General features: G+C 64.5%; 20 protein-coding genes, 2 tRNA genes and 1 pseudogene. 5 read left to right on the forward strand and 18 right to left on the reverse strand.

Annotation, left to right across the window (positions count from 1 at the left end):
- The 4 genes from AC3WRR_RS23065 to AC3WRR_RS23080 all read right to left on the reverse strand — a co-directional run bounded on the left by AC3WRR_RS23065 (position 1) and on the right by AC3WRR_RS23080 (position 1360).
- Positions 1–360 carry a hypothetical protein gene (locus tag AC3WRR_RS23065; protein WP_010813089.1) on the reverse strand — a complete coding sequence of 120 codons (360 nt, stop codon included), beginning with the start codon at positions 358–360 and terminating at the stop codon, positions 1–3.
- 102 nt (positions 361–462) lie between these two features.
- Complete coding sequence (locus tag AC3WRR_RS23070) at positions 463–651, reverse strand: hypothetical protein (protein WP_010813090.1); 189 nt, start codon at positions 649–651, stop codon at positions 463–465.
- A gap of 91 nt (positions 652–742) precedes the next feature.
- The gene (locus tag AC3WRR_RS23075; RefSeq protein WP_058696853.1) at positions 743–976 is read right to left on the reverse strand and encodes a hypothetical protein; all 234 of its coding nucleotides are present in this window, start codon (positions 974–976) and stop codon (positions 743–745) included.
- Between the two features lie 39 nt (positions 977–1015).
- A complete protein-coding gene (locus tag AC3WRR_RS23080; RefSeq protein ID WP_231881416.1) occupies positions 1016–1360 on the reverse strand; it encodes a DUF6566 family protein in 345 nt (114 codons plus the stop codon).
- Between the two features lie 268 nt (positions 1361–1628).
- Between AC3WRR_RS23080 and AC3WRR_RS23085 the strand changes: the two genes are divergently transcribed.
- The 4 genes and pseudogenes from AC3WRR_RS23085 to AC3WRR_RS23100 form a co-directional block, all read left to right on the forward strand.
- On the forward strand, positions 1629–1889 hold the full coding sequence (locus AC3WRR_RS23085; protein ID WP_010813093.1) for a hypothetical protein: 261 nt from the start codon (positions 1629–1631) through the stop codon (positions 1887–1889).
- A gap of 43 nt (positions 1890–1932) precedes the next feature.
- Positions 1933–2439 (forward strand): cupin domain-containing protein, encoded by a 507-nt coding sequence (locus tag AC3WRR_RS23090; protein ID WP_010813094.1) that lies wholly within the window; start codon positions 1933–1935, stop codon positions 2437–2439.
- A gap of 238 nt (positions 2440–2677) precedes the next feature.
- Complete coding sequence (locus AC3WRR_RS23095; RefSeq protein ID WP_058696855.1) at positions 2678–2947, forward strand: BrnT family toxin; 270 nt, start codon at positions 2678–2680, stop codon at positions 2945–2947.
- Positions 2931–3206, forward strand: a pseudogene (locus AC3WRR_RS23100) (BrnA antitoxin family protein); the annotation flags it as partial. The gene AC3WRR_RS23095 and the pseudogene AC3WRR_RS23100, both read left to right, overlap by 17 nt.
- Positions 3207–3756: 550 nt before the next feature.
- Here AC3WRR_RS23100 and AC3WRR_RS23105 read toward each other — a convergent pair.
- The 14 genes from AC3WRR_RS23105 to phaZc all read right to left on the reverse strand — a co-directional run bounded on the left by AC3WRR_RS23105 (position 3757) and on the right by phaZc (position 16390).
- On the reverse strand, positions 3757–4068 hold the full coding sequence (locus AC3WRR_RS23105; protein WP_011615009.1) for a hypothetical protein: 312 nt from the start codon (positions 4066–4068) through the stop codon (positions 3757–3759).
- Positions 4069–4209: 141 nt separating this feature from the next.
- Positions 4210–4286 (reverse strand) — tRNA-Pro (locus AC3WRR_RS23110).
- A gap of 55 nt (positions 4287–4341) precedes the next feature.
- Positions 4342–4767 carry a MerR family transcriptional regulator gene (locus AC3WRR_RS23115; RefSeq protein ID WP_010813098.1) on the reverse strand — a complete coding sequence of 142 codons (426 nt, stop codon included), beginning with the start codon at positions 4765–4767 and terminating at the stop codon, positions 4342–4344.
- A 116-nt stretch (positions 4768–4883) separates the two neighbouring features.
- Positions 4884–5294, reverse strand: a complete 411-nt coding sequence (locus AC3WRR_RS23120) for an integration host factor subunit alpha (RefSeq protein WP_037024300.1) — start codon at positions 5292–5294, stop codon at positions 4884–4886.
- 101 nt (positions 5295–5395) lie between these two features.
- Positions 5396–7843: a phenylalanine--tRNA ligase subunit beta gene (gene pheT, locus AC3WRR_RS23125; protein ID WP_492298236.1), complete on the reverse strand. Its 2448-nt coding sequence runs from the start codon at positions 7841–7843 to the stop codon at positions 5396–5398.
- Between the two features lie 57 nt (positions 7844–7900).
- Complete coding sequence (gene pheS / locus AC3WRR_RS23130) at positions 7901–8932, reverse strand: phenylalanine--tRNA ligase subunit alpha (protein ID WP_010813101.1); 1032 nt, start codon at positions 8930–8932, stop codon at positions 7901–7903.
- A gap of 239 nt (positions 8933–9171) precedes the next feature.
- A complete protein-coding gene (rplT, locus tag AC3WRR_RS23135; RefSeq protein ID WP_008650487.1) occupies positions 9172–9528 on the reverse strand; it encodes a 50S ribosomal protein L20 in 357 nt (118 codons plus the stop codon).
- A gap of 28 nt (positions 9529–9556) precedes the next feature.
- Positions 9557–9754: a 50S ribosomal protein L35 gene (rpmI, locus tag AC3WRR_RS23140; protein WP_006575466.1), complete on the reverse strand. Its 198-nt coding sequence runs from the start codon at positions 9752–9754 to the stop codon at positions 9557–9559.
- 167 nt (positions 9755–9921) lie between these two features.
- Positions 9922–10443 carry a translation initiation factor IF-3 gene (gene infC, locus AC3WRR_RS23145; RefSeq protein ID WP_078195944.1) on the reverse strand — a complete coding sequence of 174 codons (522 nt, stop codon included), beginning with the start codon at positions 10441–10443 and terminating at the stop codon, positions 9922–9924.
- Positions 10444–10491: 48 nt separating this feature from the next.
- Positions 10492–12399 (reverse strand): threonine--tRNA ligase, encoded by a 1908-nt coding sequence (gene thrS, locus AC3WRR_RS23150; RefSeq protein ID WP_011615007.1) that lies wholly within the window; start codon positions 12397–12399, stop codon positions 10492–10494.
- Between the two features lie 360 nt (positions 12400–12759).
- A tRNA-Val gene (locus tag AC3WRR_RS23155) sits at positions 12760–12836 on the reverse strand.
- A gap of 21 nt (positions 12837–12857) precedes the next feature.
- Positions 12858–15086 carry a RelA/SpoT family protein gene (locus AC3WRR_RS23160; RefSeq protein WP_010813104.1) on the reverse strand — a complete coding sequence of 743 codons (2229 nt, stop codon included), beginning with the start codon at positions 15084–15086 and terminating at the stop codon, positions 12858–12860.
- Positions 15087–15101: 15 nt separating this feature from the next.
- On the reverse strand, positions 15102–15464 hold the full coding sequence (locus AC3WRR_RS23165; RefSeq protein WP_010813105.1) for a RidA family protein: 363 nt from the start codon (positions 15462–15464) through the stop codon (positions 15102–15104).
- 44 nt (positions 15465–15508) lie between these two features.
- Complete coding sequence (gene phaZc / locus AC3WRR_RS23170; protein ID WP_492293281.1) at positions 15509–16390, reverse strand: 3-hydroxybutyrate-oligomer hydrolase PhaZc; 882 nt, start codon at positions 16388–16390, stop codon at positions 15509–15511.
- A gap of 205 nt (positions 16391–16595) precedes the next feature.
- Here phaZc and AC3WRR_RS23175 point away from each other — a divergent pair, with 205 nt between their 5' ends.
- Positions 16596–17372, forward strand: a complete 777-nt coding sequence (locus tag AC3WRR_RS23175; RefSeq protein ID WP_010813107.1) for a 3-hydroxybutyrate dehydrogenase — start codon at positions 16596–16598, stop codon at positions 17370–17372.
- Positions 17373–17374: the final 2 nt, after the last annotated feature.

The raw sequence follows: 17374 nt of genomic DNA on the forward strand, positions 1-17374 counted from the left end.
TTATTCGTCTGCTTCCGCGCCCGTGTCGAGGTCCGCATCGTCGCCGATGCCGGCGCCTGCGCCACGCGGGCGCAGTTCCAGCCCGAGCAGGACCAGCAGGTCGAAGGCATCGGAAAGCAGGTGTTTCTGCCTGGGCAGCAGGCTGGCGTACGGCATGTCGTAGATCGACTGGTGCGCGGCACGCTCGCCCTTGAGGCCGCGGTCGCGCGCGATATCCGACAGCAGCGCGGCAAACCCTGAGAGGTCCTGCGCTGCCAGTGCTGAATTCAATACCTTGGCGATCACTTCCGGCGAAGCGTTCGCCCAGCCCATGCGTTCAGCATTGGAGGCAGAGTCTTGAGGAAGGTCGGCAAAGTCCATGATTGTGTATAACGGTCCCGCCTGAGCAAGCTTAAGGCGGCAACCATGTGAATTTGACCCCACATGCGTGGGGTGACATGGCTTGCCGCCCGACGATCCGGGCTAGCGCGGTACCGGCTTCGCCGCCACCTGGCGGTAGACCGTGCTGCCGTCGCGCGCGGTGCGTGCCTGGACGTGATTGCGTGCGCCGCATTGCGGGCAGCGGAACACGGGACCCTGCCCTTCATTGCGGATCTGCACCTCATTCGGCTCCCAGCGCGCACCGCAAGCCTGGTTCCCACAAACAAACATGAAATCTCCTTGAAACAGACGCCCGAGAGCCTGAGCCGGGCGCGATACGGGGCATGGCCGCACTGCCCGGTGGCGGCGCGGCCATGCCTGCTCAGCCGTCATTATCAGGCCAGTCGACCGGGCGCGGGCCCATTCGCCACATATTCGGCGGCTCACCCAATGCCGTGCTCTGGTACATCCAGGCGCCGCAGCCCGTGCAGCGCCAGCGGCTGTCGACCTTGCACCGGTTGCTCATGGCCGCAATGCCAGAGGCAGCCAGGTGCTCGTGTGGCGGCACGCTGGACGGTTCGCCCACCAGCTGATGACACAGGTCACAGGCGTGCATGGCATCTCCTGTCACGGCGATGATTGCGCGGCGGCGCCCTCAGCCATTGTGCTGCACCCATTGCCGCGCCCACGAAATCGCCGCGGCCCGCGCATCTTCGGGCGTGGCGTGCGTGGCCGGCGGCGCGCCGCCCTCCAGCACCACGGCGCCCGACTCCCAGATATCGCACAGGGCCTTGAACCGCCCCATGCCCAGCGCGTGGCAATACACGTGGATCACGAAGCCGCCGTACTCCACCACGTCAGTGGCAGTATCGGTCAGCGCCTGATCCGCGGTGGGATCGGACGGCACCAGCGGCACATCGGGCTGGCGCAGCACCCGCCGCTCCGCGGCCGTGCGCACCAGCATGGCGCAGGCACCGCCCATCGCCGCGCCCAGCACCACGCCCAAACCAAACCAGCAAGCCCTGCTCCCGCACCTCGCCATGGCATCCCCCGCAGCGACCCTGCCGGTCCTGGCACGACCATGCTGTGCGACCGGCATCGCTTTCAGGTTATACCAATCCAGGCCGACACCGCCTGCCACCAACTTCGACGCGGCAATGGCACAGCGCCGCAGGGTGTGGCGGCGCACGAAAATGAGAATCGTCGGGGATGACCGAAGCGCTGGCCAGAGCTATACTGTACATCCATACAGTATCCGGATACTGCCCATGCCCTTGTACCAGTCCGATTCCATCCTGCTCGAGGCCTACTACTTCGGCGACGACTGCGAATCCCTGCGCCTGCCTTGCGGCAGTGTCTGCGTGGACGCCGGCGCCATCCTCGTCGACGGCATCGAGCCACTCCAGTTGCAGGCCCTGCGCTGGACGCCGGATTTCCTGTCCTTCGACGCCCAGGGCACCCGTCACCGCTACCCGGTCAGCCGCCCCGCCCTCGTCGGCCCCGGCCAGGCACGCTTCGCACTGCTTTAAGCTACGGCTTCCGCATCGCCGATGCGCCACGCCGCTTGCCCACATGCCAGACCTCAGCCCGACCGCCAGCCAACTGATCCGCTCGCTCGACCTGCAGCCGCATCCGGAAGGCGGCTACTACCGCGAAACCTATCGCGGCGAAGAGCAGGTCGTCTGCCAGGACGGTCGCACACGCGCAGCCTGCACCGCGATCCACTACATGCTGTGCGGCAACGACTATTCCGCGTGGCATCGCATCCGGTCCGACGAACTCTGGCACTACCACGCAGGCTCCCCCGTGGACGTGCACCGGATCGTGGACGGCACCATCGTCACGCAGCGCCTGGGCGACCCGCTGCGGCATCCCGGCGCGGCCTTCCAGGCAATGGTGCCCGCCGGCCAATGGTTTGCCGCCGAACGCGTGGATATGGCCGATGGCGTGGACTTCGCCCTGGTCGGCTGCACCGTGGCACCAGCCTTCCAGTTCAGCGAATTCGAACTGGCCGACGCAACGGCGCTTGCCGGCCTGGCAAGCGGACATGACGCGCTGTTGCGCAGGCTGACGCGCTAGTCTCCACCCAAGAAACAGCCCGCCGCGGTGGGGTGCGGGCGGGCTGGTGAGTACAGCGGGACCAGTCTAAGCCAGGGTGCCGGCGGGCCATGACGGGAGAACCTGGGTATCTCGCCGCCTTTGCTGGCAACGACCGAGCAGCGCGTATAGCCCAACAGGCACTCAGGATGCGGATTCATATCCTGCAGCACAGATAATCTTGGGCTCACCCATTTATTTGCAGCTACAATTATTCTGCATGGACATCACCTTCGACCCCGTCAAGGATGTCAGCAACCAGTCCAAGCACGGTGTTTCGCTCGCGCTGGCAGCAAGGTTCCACTGGCCGAGCCTGTTGGCAGGGGTAGATGACAGGGCCGACTACAGAGAACTCCGCGAGATCGGCTTCGGCGTCATTGATGAGCGCCTCTATTGCGTGGTGTTCACCCAGGGCGGGAATGCAATGCATATCATCAGCCTGCGCAAGGCCAACAAACGCGAGGCAAGGAACTATGTCGACCAAGCCTAAGATCGTCGTGCCGACCGACGAAGAGGACGCGGCCATCAACCGCGGCATCGCTGCGGATCCGGACACGTACGAGGTCTCGGCGAAAGAGATGCAGGCCATGAAGCCGCTCGGCAAACGCGGCCGCGGTCGACCCAGGCTCGCCAGCACCAAGGAACTGGTGAGCATTCGCTATGACGCGGACATACTGGATGCATTCCGCGCCAGCGGGGAAGGTTGGCAGACGCTGATGAACGCAACGCTGAACGTTGCGCTTCAACAGGCCATGGACATTACCTACGTTGGGGGCCCACTGCATGGAACCACGGTCCGTGACAACCCCAACACCTTGTCATCCGTTCTCACCTATCGCCCGGTAACAGCCTTCGCGAACGACCCTGCGCATCAGGCAACGTATCGTCGAGTAACCCTCGAACGTACCATTGGAAACAACGTCGAACGCCGCGAGTTCTTTGTGAGTGACAGTCTCACCGACAGCGAAGCCGATTCCCTGGTCCAGCGAGAAGACCTTTGGCCTATGTCAGAGCCACACCATGCCTGAGTATTGGATGCGGTCCAATAGGGCAGCTTGGCGGGCTAGCCGGAGTCAGCCAGCACCGGCCGCGTCAACCAAGCTCGCTGATGCAATCGGCGACCTGCCCTTCCCGGGCGTCCGAGTGCTTGCGTGCGTTGCGCATATATGGCGCAAGCTCCACAAGAAAAGTAAGAACGACAGCAGCGATCGCTATCGTTGCAACAGGTTAGGTAGAAAGCGGGCCTGCTTTTCGCAGTAACAGCCAGCGCCGCGCGTGGCGGGCCGAAAGGTCATGCACTTATCCACGCTTGCATTCGACCTTCTCTTCATATTCACCGTCGTCCTTCCATTCGCGCTCGATCAGGCAAGGGCCGTCGCGGTACTTCTGCTTCCGCTCATAGCCACGCGGACCGCCCTTGCATTTGCGCTCTTCCTTGTATTCGCCATCGCGCTTCTGTTCGCGTTCGATTTCACAAGGGCCGCTACGGAATTTCTCTTTGTACTCACCGCCACGATATGCGCTCGGGTAGCCGCGGTCGTCGGCGCGTGCGGCAGCCGCGGCCGTCAGCCAGAGGAGCGCAAGGGTAGCCACACAGAGCTTTCGGAACATAAGTGGGGAATCGGTCGGGAGGATGGCAGAGCATAGCAACGGGCATCGGCGACGGCTGTATCAAAGCGTTACCGCACCGGCCGGCCATTTCCACGCAGAAAATAAAAAACCCGCTTGGCTATTCACCAAGCGGGTTTTGTCTGGTCGGGGCGAGAGGATTTGAACCTCCGACCACCTGCACCCCATGCAGGTACGCTACCAGGCTGCGCTACGCCCCGAAGCAAAAGATTATAACAGAAGCATTCCCCGTATGACTAGCTCCCGACGTCGAAATTATCCGTGCTTCGCGATCTCCCGCAGTTGCGCGAGCAGGTGCTGCACTTCGACCAGTTCATTGCGCAGGCCGCCGATGTCGACCGACAATGCCGCCGCATTTTCTTCACCAACTTCTGCGGCCTCAGGCGCTGCCGCTGCCCCACTGTGATGACGGCCTTCATCGAGGCGATTGCGCGCGCCGTTGATGGTGAAGCCCTGTTCGTAGAGCAGTTCGCGGATGCGGCGGATCAGCAGGACTTCATGGTGCTGGTAGTAGCGGCGATTGCCGCGGCGCTTGACGGGCTTGAGTTGCGTGAACTCCTGTTCCCAATAGCGCAGGACGTGCGGCTTGACGGCGCAAAGCTCGCTCACCTCACCGATGGTGAAGTAGCGCTTGGCCGGAATCGGCGGCAACGCGATGCGATCGCTGGATTTGTCCGACATGTGGTGTGTAGACGAGCGTCAGGCCATGCCGGCCATGCGGTTGGCGCGCACCAGGTGCGCGCCCAGAAGCATACCGATGCCGGCTTCGGGAAGCAATCCGCCGTTCGGGTGACGCGTCAGCCGACGATGCCGGCGCGTTCTTCCACCAGGCCCTTGAGTTTCTGGCTGGCGTGGAACGTGACCACGCGGCGCGCGGTGATTGGAATGACTTCGCCGGTCTTGGGATTGCGGCCGGGCCGCTGCGGCTTGTCGCGCAACTGGAAGTTGCCGAAGCCGGACAGCTTGACGCTGTCGCCCTGCTCCAGCGCTTCGCGGATGACGTCGAAGAAGGCCTCGACCATGTCCTTCGATTCGCGCTTGTTCAGGCCCACCTGGTCGAACAGCATCTCGGCGAGTTCGGCCTTGGTCAGCGTGGGAACTTCGGTCGCGCGCGCATCCGGCATAGCGTCGTCAAGGGAGGAAGCCTGCCGGTCGCTCATCTCACCCAGTGCTGCAGCGGTCATGGAATTCGCGTCTCGATCATTCATGTCGATCGCTCAAGTGTGTGTCTGGCGATCCGCCCGGGGCAAGCCCGGGCGCCCTTGTTTATCGTGTGTCCGTCGCGTACTTGTTGCGTACTGGCGATGGCTTAGCCGCGCAGCCGGGCCTGGAAGGCCTCTGTCAGCGCGTCGACCATGCAGCGCACTGCGCTGTCGACGGTTTCGTCCTGGAGGGTCGACCCAGTATCTTGCAAGGTCACCCGGAACGCAAGGCTTTTCTCGTCCGCGCCAATGGCAGCGGAAGCGCCCTTGGGACGGAACTCGTCGAACACCACCAGGCTCTGGCAGTAGCGGCCGTAGCCCTGCTTTTCCAGTGCCGCGCGCATGGCGTCGAGCAGGTCCTGCACGCGCACCGATTGCTTCACGACCACGGCCAGGTCGCGCACGGCGGCCGGGAACTTGGAGATCTCGGTGTACAACGGCAGGCCGGTGTCGCGCAGCGCGTCAAGCGCCAGTTCGAACACTACCGGGGCATGCGTCAGCTCGTATTCCTGCAGCCAGCGCGGATGCAACTCGCCGACCACGCCCACGGCCTTGCCGTCGAGCAGCACGCGCGCGGCGCGGCCCGGGTGCAGCGCCGGGTGCGACACCGGCTCGAAGCGCGGCACGCGCGGATGGAACAGTGCCTCGACATCGCCCTTGATGTCGAAGAAGTCGACGTTGCGCGCGGGGATGCCCCACTGCTCTTCGAACGCCGGGCCATAGGCAATGCCCGCGGCCATCATCGGCTGATCGTAGCCGGCCACCGTCAGGCCGCCATCCTTCACGCTGGCGTCGCGATGGAACACGCGGCCCACCTCGAACAGGCGCACGCGCGCAGCCTTGCGGTTCAGGTTGTAGCGCACCTTGTCGACCAGGCCGCCGATCAGCGTCGAGCGCATCACCGCCAGCTGGCTGGCGATCGGGTTCAGCAGGCGGATCGGGTTGTCGTTGGCGGCGAAGTCGCGCTCCCACTTCTCTTCGACGAAGGCGAAGTTGATGACTTCCTGGTAATCGCGCGCGGCCACGGCGTGGCGCACCACGTGGCTGGAGCGGCGGGCCTCGTTGGTCGGGCGCATCTCGCTCTCGGCGATCGGCGGACGTGCCGGAATGCGCTCGAAACCATAGATGCGGGCCACTTCCTCGATCAGGTCTTCCTCGATCTCGATATCGAAGCGGTAGCTCGGCGGCGTGACTTCAAACACCTCGCCCTCGGCGCCCTGGGTGCGTGTGAACGGCAGCTGCAGGCGCTGGAATACATCGGCGATGGCTGCAGACGACAGCTCGATGCCCAGCACGCGCTCGGCGCGCGCCACGCGCAGGCTGACCGGCTTGCGCTGCGGCAGGTTGACCACGTGGTCGTCCACCGGGCCGGCCTGGCCGCCGCAGATCTCGAGGATCAGCGCGGTGATGCGCTCGATATGTTCGACCGTGGTGGCGTAGTCCACGCCGCGCTCGAAGCGGTGTCCGGCATCGGTCGAGAAGTTGTAGCGGCGGCCACGGCCCTGGATCGCGGCGGGCCACCAGAATGCGGCCTCGAGATAGATGTCCGTGGTGTCCAGCGTCACGGCGGTGCTGTCGCCGCCCATGATACCGGCCAGGCTTTCGATCTCCTTGTCATCGGCGATCACGCCGACCTGCTCGTCGACCTCGATGGTATTGCCGTTGAGCAGCTTGATCTGCTCGCCCTTGCGGCCCCAGCGCACGTCGAGGCCGCCGTGGATCTTGCTCAGATCGAACACGTGCGACGGACGGCCCAGTTCCAGCATCACGTAGTTCGAGATATCGACCAGCGCGGAAACACTGCGCTGGCCCGAGCGCTCCAGGCGCTGCACCATCCATGCCGGCGTGGCCGCGCGCGCATTCACGCCGCGGATCACGCGACCGGAGAAGCGGCCGCACAGGTCCGGCGCCGATACCTTGACCGGCAGCTTGTCCTGGATCGTCACCGGCACCGGCTTCATCTCCGGCAGGTTCAGCGCGGCACCGGTCAGCGCCGACACTTCGCGCGCCACGCCGTGGATCGACAGGCAGTCGGCCTTGTTCGGCGTCAGCTTGATGACAAAGACCTGGTCGTCCAGGTCGAGGTACTGGCGGATATCCTGGCCGACCGGCGCGTCTTCCGGCAGCACCATCAGGCCACCGTGGTCCTCCGACAGCTTGAGTTCGCGCGCCGAGCACAGCATGCCGTAGCTGTCCACGCCGCGCAGCTTGCCGATCTTGATCTCGAACGGCTTGCCGCCATCCTCGGACGGCGGCAGCACGGCGCCGACCAGTGCGCACGGCACCAGAATGCCGGGCTTGACGTTGGGCGCGCCGCAGACGATCTGCAGGGTCTCGCCGGTGCCGGCATCGACCTGGCACACGTTGAGGCGGTCGGCATTGGGATGGCGCTCGGTCGACAGCACGCGCGCGACCACCACCTTGTCGAACGGCGGCGCGACCGAGCCCACTTCTTCCACTTCCAGGCCGGCCATGGTCAGCGTGTGCGACAGCGCGTCGGTGGAGATCTTTTCAGGGTTGGCGAAGGTGCGAAGCCAGGATTCCGAGAATTGCATGGCGCTTCTGATCCGGTAAGTATTCTGTGTGGTCGTTGACGAGGGGACGGCGGCGCGTCAGGCGAACTGGCGCAGGAAGCGCACGTCGCCCTCGAAGAACAGGCGCAGGTCGTTGATGCCATAGCGCAGCATGGTCAGGCGCTCCAGGCCGGAGCCGAACGCGAAACCGATATAGCGCTCGGGATCGAGGCCCATGTTGCGCAGCACGTTCGGATGCACCTGGCCCGAACCGGAGATCTCCAGCCACTTGCCATTGCCGAAGGCCATGTCGATCTCCGCCGACGGCTCGGTGAACGGGAAGTACGACGGGCGGAAGCGCACCTGGATGTCATCGCGCTCGAAGAACTTGCGCAGGAAGTCTGTGTACACGCCCTTCAGGTCGGCAAAGCTGACGTCCTCGCCGATCCACAGGCCTTCGACCTGGTTGAACATCGGCGAGTGCGTGGCGTCGCTGTCGACACGGTAGGTACGGCCCGGGCAGATCACCTTGATCGGCGGCATCGCCTTGCCGGCGTACTTCTCGACATGCATCTTGGCGTAGCGGACCTGCATCGGACTGGTATGCGTGCGCAGCAGCAACAGCTTGTCTTCGCTGTCGCGGCCATCCACGTAGAACGTGTCCTGCATCGAACGCGCCGGATGGTTGTCCGGATTGTTCAGCGCGGTGAAGTTCATCCAGTCGGTCTCGATCTCGGGGCCGTCGGCCACATCGAAACCGATCGAGCCGAAGATCTGCTCGACGCGCTCCCACGTGCGCATCACCGGGTGCAGGCTGCCGCGGCTGACCGCACGGCCAGGCAGCGTGACGTCGATGGCCTCGGCGGCCAGGCGCGCGTTCATCAGCGCATCGGCCAGCGCCTGGCGGCGTGCCTGCAGTGCGGCTTCAACCTGCTGCTTGATCTGGTTGATGCGGGCGCCTTCCGTCTTGCGGGTTTCCGGGTCGAGCTTGCCGAGGCCCTTGAGCAGTTCGGTCAGCGCGCCGGTCTTGCCCAGGAAGCGGGCCTTTTCGTTTTCCAGCGTGGCGTTGTCGTTGGCAGCAGCGAAGGCGGCCTGGGCATCGGCGACAATTTGATCCAGATCCTGAGACATGGCGGCGGTCGTGGGATTTTTGGCGTCGGGGCCGGTACGCACCGGTCCGACGTGGGTTGGCACTACGTGCGGTGTTCGTTTCGAATGCGGTCTCGGCAACCGGATAGCGGCAACTGAAACGGCATTCGAAATAAAAACGGGGCTCGGTGAGGAGCCCCGTTTCAGCGGACCTTGCAGTCGGCGGTCGACCTTGCGGTCGGTGCTTGCCCGGCAGCGCTTACGCGCTGCCGCAGCCGGCATCAGGCAACGGTGGCTTTCACCTGGTTGACGATGGCGGCAAAGGCAGGCTTGTCGTGAATAGCCATGTCCGACAGCACCTTGCGGTCCAGTTCAATCGAGGCCTTCTTCAGACCGTTCATGAACACGCTGTAGGTCATGCCATGCTCACGCGTCGCGGCATTGATACGCGCAATCCACAGGGCGCGGAACACGCGCTTCTTGTTGCGGCGATCGCGGTATGCGTACTGGCCAGCACGCATGACCGCCTGCTTGGCGATGCGGTAGACATTATTGCGACGGCCGCGGTAACCCTTGGCAGCGTCGATGACTTTCTTGTGACGGGCCCGTGCAGTGACCCCACGCTTTACTCGAGGCATGTAATTCTCCTTTCGTTTTCGTCAGGGGTTATGCGTAAGGCATCATCGCGCGCACCGACTTCAGGTTCGTCTCATGGACGTCCTGAGTACCGCGCAGTTGACGCTTGTTCTTGGTGGTCTTCTTGGTCAGGATGTGACGCTTGAAGGCCTGGCCACGCTTGAACGAACCGTTCGGACGTGCAGTAAAGCGCTTGGAGGCGCTTTTCTTCGTCTTCATCTTCGGCATGAAAAACTCCAGCTCATATGACATGCATGCAGGTGGACGGCTCACGCCGACGCTTGCAAGACCCGCATCCACTTGTTGTTGCACAGCGGCCCTTGCGGACCGCGCGCGACTTCCGCACGAAGCAACGCCGGGATGCCTGGCATCCCGGCCGCTGCACCGCGCAGGAATTACTTCTTCTTCTTGGGGGCGAGCACCATCACCATCTGGCGCCCTTCCATCTTCGGCATCTGCTCGACCTGGCCGATTTCTTCCAGGTCCGCCTTCAGGCGTTCGAGCATGCGCGCGCCGATTTCCTGGTGCGCCATCTCGCGACCACGGAACCGCAGCGTGATCTTGGTCTTGTCGCCGTCTTCCAGGAAGCGCTTCAGGTTGCGCAGCTTGACGTTGTAGTCGCCATCATCCGTACCCGGCCGGAACTTGACTTCCTTGACCTGGATGATTTTCTGCTTCAGCTTCGCCTCGTGGGCGCGCTTGGCTTCCTCGTACTTGAACTTCCCGTAATCCATGATCCGGGCGACGGGCGGAACCGCGTTCGGCGCGATCTCGACCAGGTCCAAGTCCTTATCTTCAGCCAGCCGGAGCGCGTCCATGAACTTGACGATGCCGAGCTGTTCGTTATCAACCCCTACCAGGCGCAGCTCAGGCGCGCTGATTTCCCGGTTGATGCGATGACCTTTGTCCGTAGCGATGTTGCGTTACCTCAAGAAGACAAAAAAACAAGCCGTGCTCACCACCCATCAGGCTTTGCTGGCGACGTCGTTTTTCAGACGCTCAACAAACGCGGAGACGGGCATCACACCCAGATCCACGTTGCCACGGGCACGCACGGCCACTTGACTGGCATCCCGCTCCTTGTCGCCCACTACCAGCAGGTAGGGAACCTTTTGAAGCGAATGCTCGCGGATTTTATACGTAATTTTCTCATTACGCAAATCAGCCTTGGCCCTAAACCCTTGTTTTTGCAGCAATTGCACGACGCTTTCGGCGTATTCCGCCTGCGAATCCGCAATATTCATGACCACCACCTGCTCCGGGGCCAGCCAGGCCGGCAGCGCACCGGCGTGGTTTTCCAGCAGGATGCCCAGGAAACGCTCGAACGAGCCCAGGATGGCCCGGTGCAGCATCACCGGGCGCTTGCGCGAATTGTCCTCGGAGACGTATTCGGCATCCAGGCGCTCCGGCAGCACCAGGTCAAGCTGCAGCGTGCCGCACTGCCACGAGCGGCCGATCGCGTCCTTGATGTGGTACTCGACCTTGGGGCCGTAGAACGCGCCCTCGCCCGGCAGCTCCTCCCAATCCACGCCGCAGGCGCGCAGCGCCAGGCGCAGGCCCTCTTCGGCGTGATCCCAGATCTCGTCGGAGCCGGCACGCTGGTCCGGGCGCAGCGACAGCTTGACCTTCACATCCTTGAAGCCGAAGTCGTCGTAGACCGAGAACGCCAGTTCGTTGAAGGCCTTGGCCTCCGCCACGATCTGCTCTTCCGTGCAGAAGATGTGCGCATCATCCTGCACAAAGCCGCGCACGCGCATCAGCCCGTGCAGCGCGCCCGACGGCTCGTTGCGGTGGCAGGCGCCGAACTCGGCCAGGCGCAGCGGCAGGTCGCGGTACGAACGCAGGCCGTGGTTGAAGATCTGCACATGGCCCGGGCAGTTCATCGGCTTGATCGCGTAGTCGCGCTTCTCCGACTCCGTGACGAACATATTCTCCTTGTAGTTCTGCCAGTGGCCGGACTTTTCCCAAAGCGAACGATCCATCACCTGCGGCGTACGAACCTCATCGTAGCCGGCGTCCGTCAGGCGGCCGCGCATGTACTGCTCGACGGCCTGCCACACCTGCCAGCCCTTCGGGTGCCAGAACACCATGCCGGGCGCCTCTTCCTGCAGGTGGAACAGGTCGAGCGTCTTGCCCAGCTTGCGGTGGTCGCGCTTCTCGGCCTCTTCCAGCATGTGCAGGTAGGCTTCCTGGTCTTCCTTCCTGGCCCAGGCCGTGCCGTAGATGCGCTGGAGCATCTCATTGTTGGCGTCGCCGCGCCAGTAGGCGCCGGCCACCTTCATCAGCTTGAAGACCTTCAGCTTGCCCGTGGACGGCACGTGCGGGCCACGGCACAGGTCGACGAAGCTGCCTTCACGGTACAAGCCGATTTCCTGGTCGGCGGGGATCGAGGCGATGATCTCGGCCTTGTACTTCTCGCCCATCGACTCGAACAGCGCCACCGCTTCGTCGCGGTTCCATACTTCGCGCACGACCTTCTCGTCCTTGCGGGCGAGTTCCGTCATCTTCTTCTCGATGGCGGCCAGGTCTTCGGGCGTGAAGGGACGCTTGTAGGCAAAGTCGTAGTAGAAGCCGTTTTCGATCACCGGGCCGATCGTCACCTGCGCTTCCGGATAGAGCTCCTTGACGGCATAGGCCAGCAAGTGCGCCGTGGAGTGGCGGATCACATCGACGCCATCGGCGTCCTTGTCCGTGACGATGGCCAGCTCGGCATCGCGGTCGATCCTGTAGCTCGTGTCGACCAGTTGGCCGTCCACCTTGCCGGCCAGCGCGGCCTTGGCCAGGCCAGCACCGATGCCCTGCGCCACTTCGGCAACCGTCACCGGGCCGGGAAACTCGCGGCGGGACCCATCCGGCAGCGTGATTGCGATCATTTCGACTCTCCAGGATTCCGCCGGCGGCGTCTTGCGCCTCGCCCGAGCGGATCAAACTGCATCTTGTGGCACCGGCCCTGCATGCCTGCGGGACCGGCGATTTATTCTTTGCTGCCCTGCCCTGCCGCACCGGAAACGCGGCAGCTTATCAGGACGCTGACAGGCGACAGACGAAAAAAAACGCGGCCAAGGCCGCGTTTCTCTTTGTCAAACCCGATCCAACCGGGTCGAAGGCGCACCTCGACTACTGTCGCTTGCCAGCGGTAGTAGTTCGCGGTGTCATAACCATGATGCGCTTCCGTTCCGTATGGGGTTGAATCGGACTTGCCACACTTCTTTTACTGCTTTACTGCAATTCGTTGGTAGGCTCGATTGGACTCGAACCAACGACCCCCACCATGTCAAGGTGGTGCTCTAACCAGCTGAGCTACGAGCCTAGCGAAGCCGCAAGTATAGCATCACTTTCTTTTCGCCTGCAACACCCCCTGGACGTCTTCGATCAACTGCAGCGCGCGCTGCAGCTGCGTAGCCTCGGACACTTCGGCAGTGAACTGCATGCGCGCAACGCCCTTGCTGGAGAGCGTCTTGACGCCGGTGACATTGATCTTCTCGCGCGACAGCACTTCGGAGATATCGCGCAGCAGCCCCTGGCGATCGATCGCCTCGACATGGATATCGACCGGATAGACCGCGGCGTGGCTCTTCTGGCCCCACTCGGTCTGGATCACCCGCTCCGGCGCGCGCCCGGCCAGTTGCTGGAAGGTGTGGCAGCTGCGCCGATGGATCGACACCCCGCGCCCGCGCGTGACAAAGCCGACGATGTCGTCCGGCGGCGCCGGCTTGCAGCAGCGCGACATCTGCGTCATCAGCGAATCCACCCCCACCACCAGCACGCCGCTCTTGGCGCCGCGCGCCACGCTGGTGGCGCGGCTTTTCTTGGTGACAGCGTCTTCCTCGCTCAGCGGCGCCTGGATCTCGCCCTCCGGGTGTCGCAGCGCGTGCTCCACGTGGCGCAGACTGAACTCGTCCTTGGCCACTGCCGCAAACAGGTCCTCCGGCGTCTTGAAGCCCAGCCGCGTGGCCAGGTCTTCCAGCTTGACCGCGGTCTTGCCTTCGCGCTGCAGGGTCTTGTCGATCAGCACGCGGCCCTGGGCGATGGTCTCCTGCGAATCGAGCGCATTGAACCAGGCCCGCACCTTGGCCCGCGCGCGGCTGCTGGCCAGGTAGCCCAGGTCCGCGTTGAGCCAGTCGCGCGACGGTCCGCCCTGCTTGACCGCGATGATCTCCACGGTCTGGCCGTTCTTCAGCGGCGTGTTCAGCGGCACCATGGTGCCGTCCACGCGCGCGCCGCGGCAGCGGTGGCCGAGGTCGCTGTGCAGGTAGTAGGCAAAGTCCACCGCGGTGGCGCCCTGCGGCAGCGCTACCACGCGCGCCTGCGGCGTCAGCACGTAGATGTGGTCGTCGATCGCGGCGTGCTTGATCTGCTCCCACGATTCGTCGTGCGCCACGCTGTGGTCGGCATCGTCCTTCCACGCCAGCAGCTGGCGCAGCCAGGCAATCTTCTCGTCATAGCGTTCGCTGGCGGAGAACTGCCCGGCATAGCCGCGGCTGCCCGCTTCCTTGTAGCGCCAGTGCGCGGCCACGCCGTATTCCGCGAAGTGGTGCATCTCGTGGGTGCGGATCTGCACCTCGAAGGCGCGCCCGTCATCGCCGATCACCACCGTATGCAGCGACTTGTAGCCGTTGGCCTTGGGCCGCGAGATGTAGTCGTCGAACTCGCGCGGGATCGGCTGCCAGATATGGTGGACGATACCGAGCACCGTGTAGCAGTCCTTGATATCGTCGACGATCACGCGGAAGGCGCGCACATCGTACAGGTCGGCAAAATCCAGCTCCTTGCCGCGCATCTTCTTCCAGATGCTGTAGATATGCTTGGGCCGCCCGCTGACCTCGGCACGGATGCCGGCGGTCGCCAGCTCGGACTGCAGCCGTTCGATGGCGCCGCCGATATAGCCTTCGCGCTCGATGCGCTTCTCGTCCAGCAGTTTGGCGATGCGCTTGTAGGTATCGGGCTGCTCGAAGCGGAACGCCAGGTCCTCCAGCTCCCACTTCATCTGCCAGATACCAAGGCGATTGGCCAGCGGCGCGTAGATGTCCAGCGTTTCGCGCGCCACGCCCGGCTGCGGCGCCTGCTTGGTCTCGGCCAGCCAGCGCAGGGTCTGCAGCCGCGAGGCCAGGCGCACCAGCACCACGCGGATGTCCTGCGCAAACGCCAGCAGCATCTTGCGCAGCGCCTCGACCTGTTCGTGGCGCGCCTGCGCTTCGTTCTTGGACGGCGCGGCCGGCTCGGCCTCGGGGCGGCTGCCGGCGATGGCACCGATGCGCAGCAGCTGCCGCACACCGTCGACCAGCCGTGCCACCTCGTCTCCAAAGCGCGGTGCGATCTCGGCCTCGGTACCGGGCACGAAGGCCACCAGCCCGAACAGGCAGGCGGCGGCCCGCGCGGCGTCGTCGACGCGCAGGCCGTCGAGAATGCGCAGCATGCCCTGCGCGTGCGACAGCACGGTCTCGCCGGTGGGCAGCGCTACCTCGGCACCATGCTCGCGCACGTAGGCCAGTGCGCGTTCGACCAGTTCGGCATCCGGAATGCCCGCGACCCGACCGGTCAGGTCGGTGGACGTCACCATGTCACAACGCCTGCATCAGTTGAGCGCAGCGGTCACCACCACTTCGATCAGGTAATCGGGATTGGCCAGACGGGCTTCGACAGTGGCGCGCGGGGGCGTGTTGCCTTGCGGCACCCAGGCGTCCCAGACCTCGTTCATCTCGCCGATCTGGTCGACATTGGTCAGGAAGATCTGGCACGACAGGATGCGGGTCTTGTCGCTGCCGGCCTCGGCCAGCAGCCGGTCGATATGGCCGAGGACCTCGCGCGTCTGGCCGCGGATATCGGCCTTGGGATCGACCTCGGGCACCTGACCGGCGAGATACACCACGCCGTTATAGACCGCGTATTCGGACAACCGCTTGCCCACATGGGCACGCTTCAGTTCAAGGTTACTCATGACAATGCGTTGACTGATAAAAACAGGGCCGGCATGCGATGCCATCAGGCCCCGGTAAAGAACTGCCGGGCGATCGCAATCTGCGCCGGATCGACAAAGGTCGGGGCATGGCCCACGTCGGGCACTTCCACCGAACTCACATGCTTGCCGCGCGCCACCATTTCGGCCACGGTCTCGCGCAGCAGCAGGTCCGACTGCGCGCCGCGCACCACCAGCACCGGGCCTTCGATGGCCTCGAAGCTGCGCCAGAGCGCGGCCTCGCCGGCAGCAATGGCCTCGGGCGTGGATTTGCGGAACGGCACCGCCAGCTGCGGATCGTAATGCAAGCCCCATTCCAGGCCGTCCGTGCCCTGCACCGGTTTCAGGATGGCGGCGTTGAGCTCGCGCCACTGCTCGGGCGTATGGCGGCCGAACGATGCGCTGATGGTTTGCAGGTAGGCCAGGCCTTCCTCGAAGGTCTTGAAGCGCACCGGCAGCCCCAGGTAGGCGCCGATCCGTTCCACCGCCGACGGCGCCAGCTTCGGGCCCACGTCGTTGAGCAGCAGCTTGCGCACCGGCGACTTCGGCAGCCCGGCCAGGCCCATGCCGATCAGCCCGCCCATCGAGGTGCCGAACCAGTCCACCTTCTCCACGTTGAGCCGCGCAATCAGCGTGACCATGTCGGACACATACTGCGGCACCACGTAGCCGTTGGCATCGGCCAGCCATTCCGAGCGGCCGCGCCCGGCCACATCGGGGCAGACCACGCGGTAGTCGCCGCACAGCGCGCTGGCGACGGTGTCGAAGTCGCGGCCGGTGCGCGTCAGCCCATGCGCGCACACCAGCACGCGCGGATTGGCGGGGTCGCCCCACTCGTGGTAGGCCATGCGGTGCAGGCCCGCCGGACTGATGCACTGGACAAAACCGAGACGCGGACTGGCAGACATCTGGACTCCCTGACGAACCGGACCGCGGACCGCAAAAAGACGGCGCTGCCGGAGGTTGAGCAAAGCTGGATTGTACGCCGCAGCGGGTACAATGCCACAGCACAGTGTCAGCGTCCCGCGTGCGCGGCCGCGCACCGCCACGGCGCGCTCCGCCAACCCTGTGGCAACCTTTCTGTGGCATTCCTTTCTCTCGACGGAGGCTTACATGCTCAACGGCAAGACCGCACTGGTGACTGGCTCGACCAGCGGCATCGGGCTCGGCATCGCGAAAGCGCTGGCGGCCCAGGGCGCCAACATCATCGTCAACGGCTTTGGTGACGCGGACGCCGCAAAGGCAGAAATCGCGCAGGCCGGCCAGGGGATCCGGGTCGGCTACCACGGCGCCGACATGAGCAAGGCGGCCGAGATCGAAGACATGATGCGCTACGCGCAGTCCGACTTCGGCGGCGCCGACATCCTGGTCAACAACGCCGGCATCCAGCACGTGGCCGCGATCGAGGATTTCCCGCCCGAGCGCTGGGACGCGATCATCGCCATCAACCTGACCTCGGCCTTCCACACCACGCGCCTGGCGCTGCCCGGCATGAAGCAGAAGGACTGGGGCCGCATCATCAATGTCGCCTCCACCCACGGGCTGGTGGCCTCGGCGCAGAAGTCCGCCTACGTGGCGGCCAAGCACGGCATCGTCGGCTTCACCAAGGTGACCGCGCTGGAAACCGCGCAGACCGGCGTCACCGCCAACGCGATCTGCCCGGGCTGGGTGCTGACGCCACTGGTGCAGAAGCAGGTCGAAGCCCGCGCGCAGAAGGAAGGCATTCCGGTGGAACAGGCCAAGCGCGAGCTGGTGCTGGAGAAACAACCCTCGGGACAGTTCGTCACGCCCGATGAGCTGGGCGCGCTGGCCGTGTTCCTGTCGTCCGAAGCGGCCCGCCAGGTCCGCGGCGCGATCTGGAATATGGACGGCGGCTGGGTGGCGCAGTAAGG

The sequence above is a fragment of the Cupriavidus sp. FW305-3-2-15-C-LB2 genome (assembly GCF_058787575.1).

What these genes read in the sequence shown, in the direction of transcription:
- AC3WRR_RS23065 (WP_010813089.1), bottom strand. Translation starts at nt 360, where the DNA reads ATGGACTTTGCCGACCTTCCTCAAGACTCTGCCTCCAATGCTGAACGC.
- AC3WRR_RS23070 (WP_010813090.1), bottom strand. Translation starts at nt 651, where the DNA reads ATGTTTGTTTGTGGGAACCAGGCTTGCGGTGCGCGCTGGGAGCCGAAT.
- AC3WRR_RS23075 (WP_058696853.1), bottom strand. Translation starts at nt 976, where the DNA reads ATGCACGCCTGTGACCTGTGTCATCAGCTGGTGGGCGAACCGTCCAGC.
- AC3WRR_RS23085 (WP_010813093.1), top strand. Translation starts at nt 1,629, where the DNA reads ATGCCCTTGTACCAGTCCGATTCCATCCTGCTCGAGGCCTACTACTTC.
- AC3WRR_RS23090 (WP_010813094.1), top strand. Translation starts at nt 1,933, where the DNA reads ATGCCAGACCTCAGCCCGACCGCCAGCCAACTGATCCGCTCGCTCGAC.
- AC3WRR_RS23095 (WP_058696855.1), top strand. Translation starts at nt 2,678, where the DNA reads ATGGACATCACCTTCGACCCCGTCAAGGATGTCAGCAACCAGTCCAAG.
- AC3WRR_RS23105 (WP_011615009.1), bottom strand. Translation starts at nt 4,068, where the DNA reads ATGTTCCGAAAGCTCTGTGTGGCTACCCTTGCGCTCCTCTGGCTGACG.
- AC3WRR_RS23115 (WP_010813098.1), bottom strand. Translation starts at nt 4,767, where the DNA reads ATGTCGGACAAATCCAGCGATCGCATCGCGTTGCCGCCGATTCCGGCC.
- AC3WRR_RS23120 (WP_037024300.1), bottom strand. Translation starts at nt 5,294, where the DNA reads ATGAATGATCGAGACGCGAATTCCATGACCGCTGCAGCACTGGGTGAG.
- pheT (WP_492298236.1), bottom strand. Translation starts at nt 7,843, where the DNA reads ATGCAATTCTCGGAATCCTGGCTTCGCACCTTCGCCAACCCTGAAAAG.
- pheS (WP_010813101.1), bottom strand. Translation starts at nt 8,932, where the DNA reads ATGTCTCAGGATCTGGATCAAATTGTCGCCGATGCCCAGGCCGCCTTC.
- rplT (WP_008650487.1), bottom strand. Translation starts at nt 9,528, where the DNA reads ATGCCTCGAGTAAAGCGTGGGGTCACTGCACGGGCCCGTCACAAGAAA.
- rpmI (WP_006575466.1), bottom strand. Translation starts at nt 9,754, where the DNA reads ATGCCGAAGATGAAGACGAAGAAAAGCGCCTCCAAGCGCTTTACTGCA.
- thrS (WP_011615007.1), bottom strand. Translation starts at nt 12,399, where the DNA reads ATGATCGCAATCACGCTGCCGGATGGGTCCCGCCGCGAGTTTCCCGGC.
- AC3WRR_RS23160 (WP_010813104.1), bottom strand. Translation starts at nt 15,086, where the DNA reads ATGGTGACGTCCACCGACCTGACCGGTCGGGTCGCGGGCATTCCGGAT.
- AC3WRR_RS23165 (WP_010813105.1), bottom strand. Translation starts at nt 15,464, where the DNA reads ATGAGTAACCTTGAACTGAAGCGTGCCCATGTGGGCAAGCGGTTGTCC.
- phaZc (WP_492293281.1), bottom strand. Translation starts at nt 16,390, where the DNA reads ATGTCTGCCAGTCCGCGTCTCGGTTTTGTCCAGTGCATCAGTCCGGCG.
- AC3WRR_RS23175 (WP_010813107.1), top strand. Translation starts at nt 16,596, where the DNA reads ATGCTCAACGGCAAGACCGCACTGGTGACTGGCTCGACCAGCGGCATC.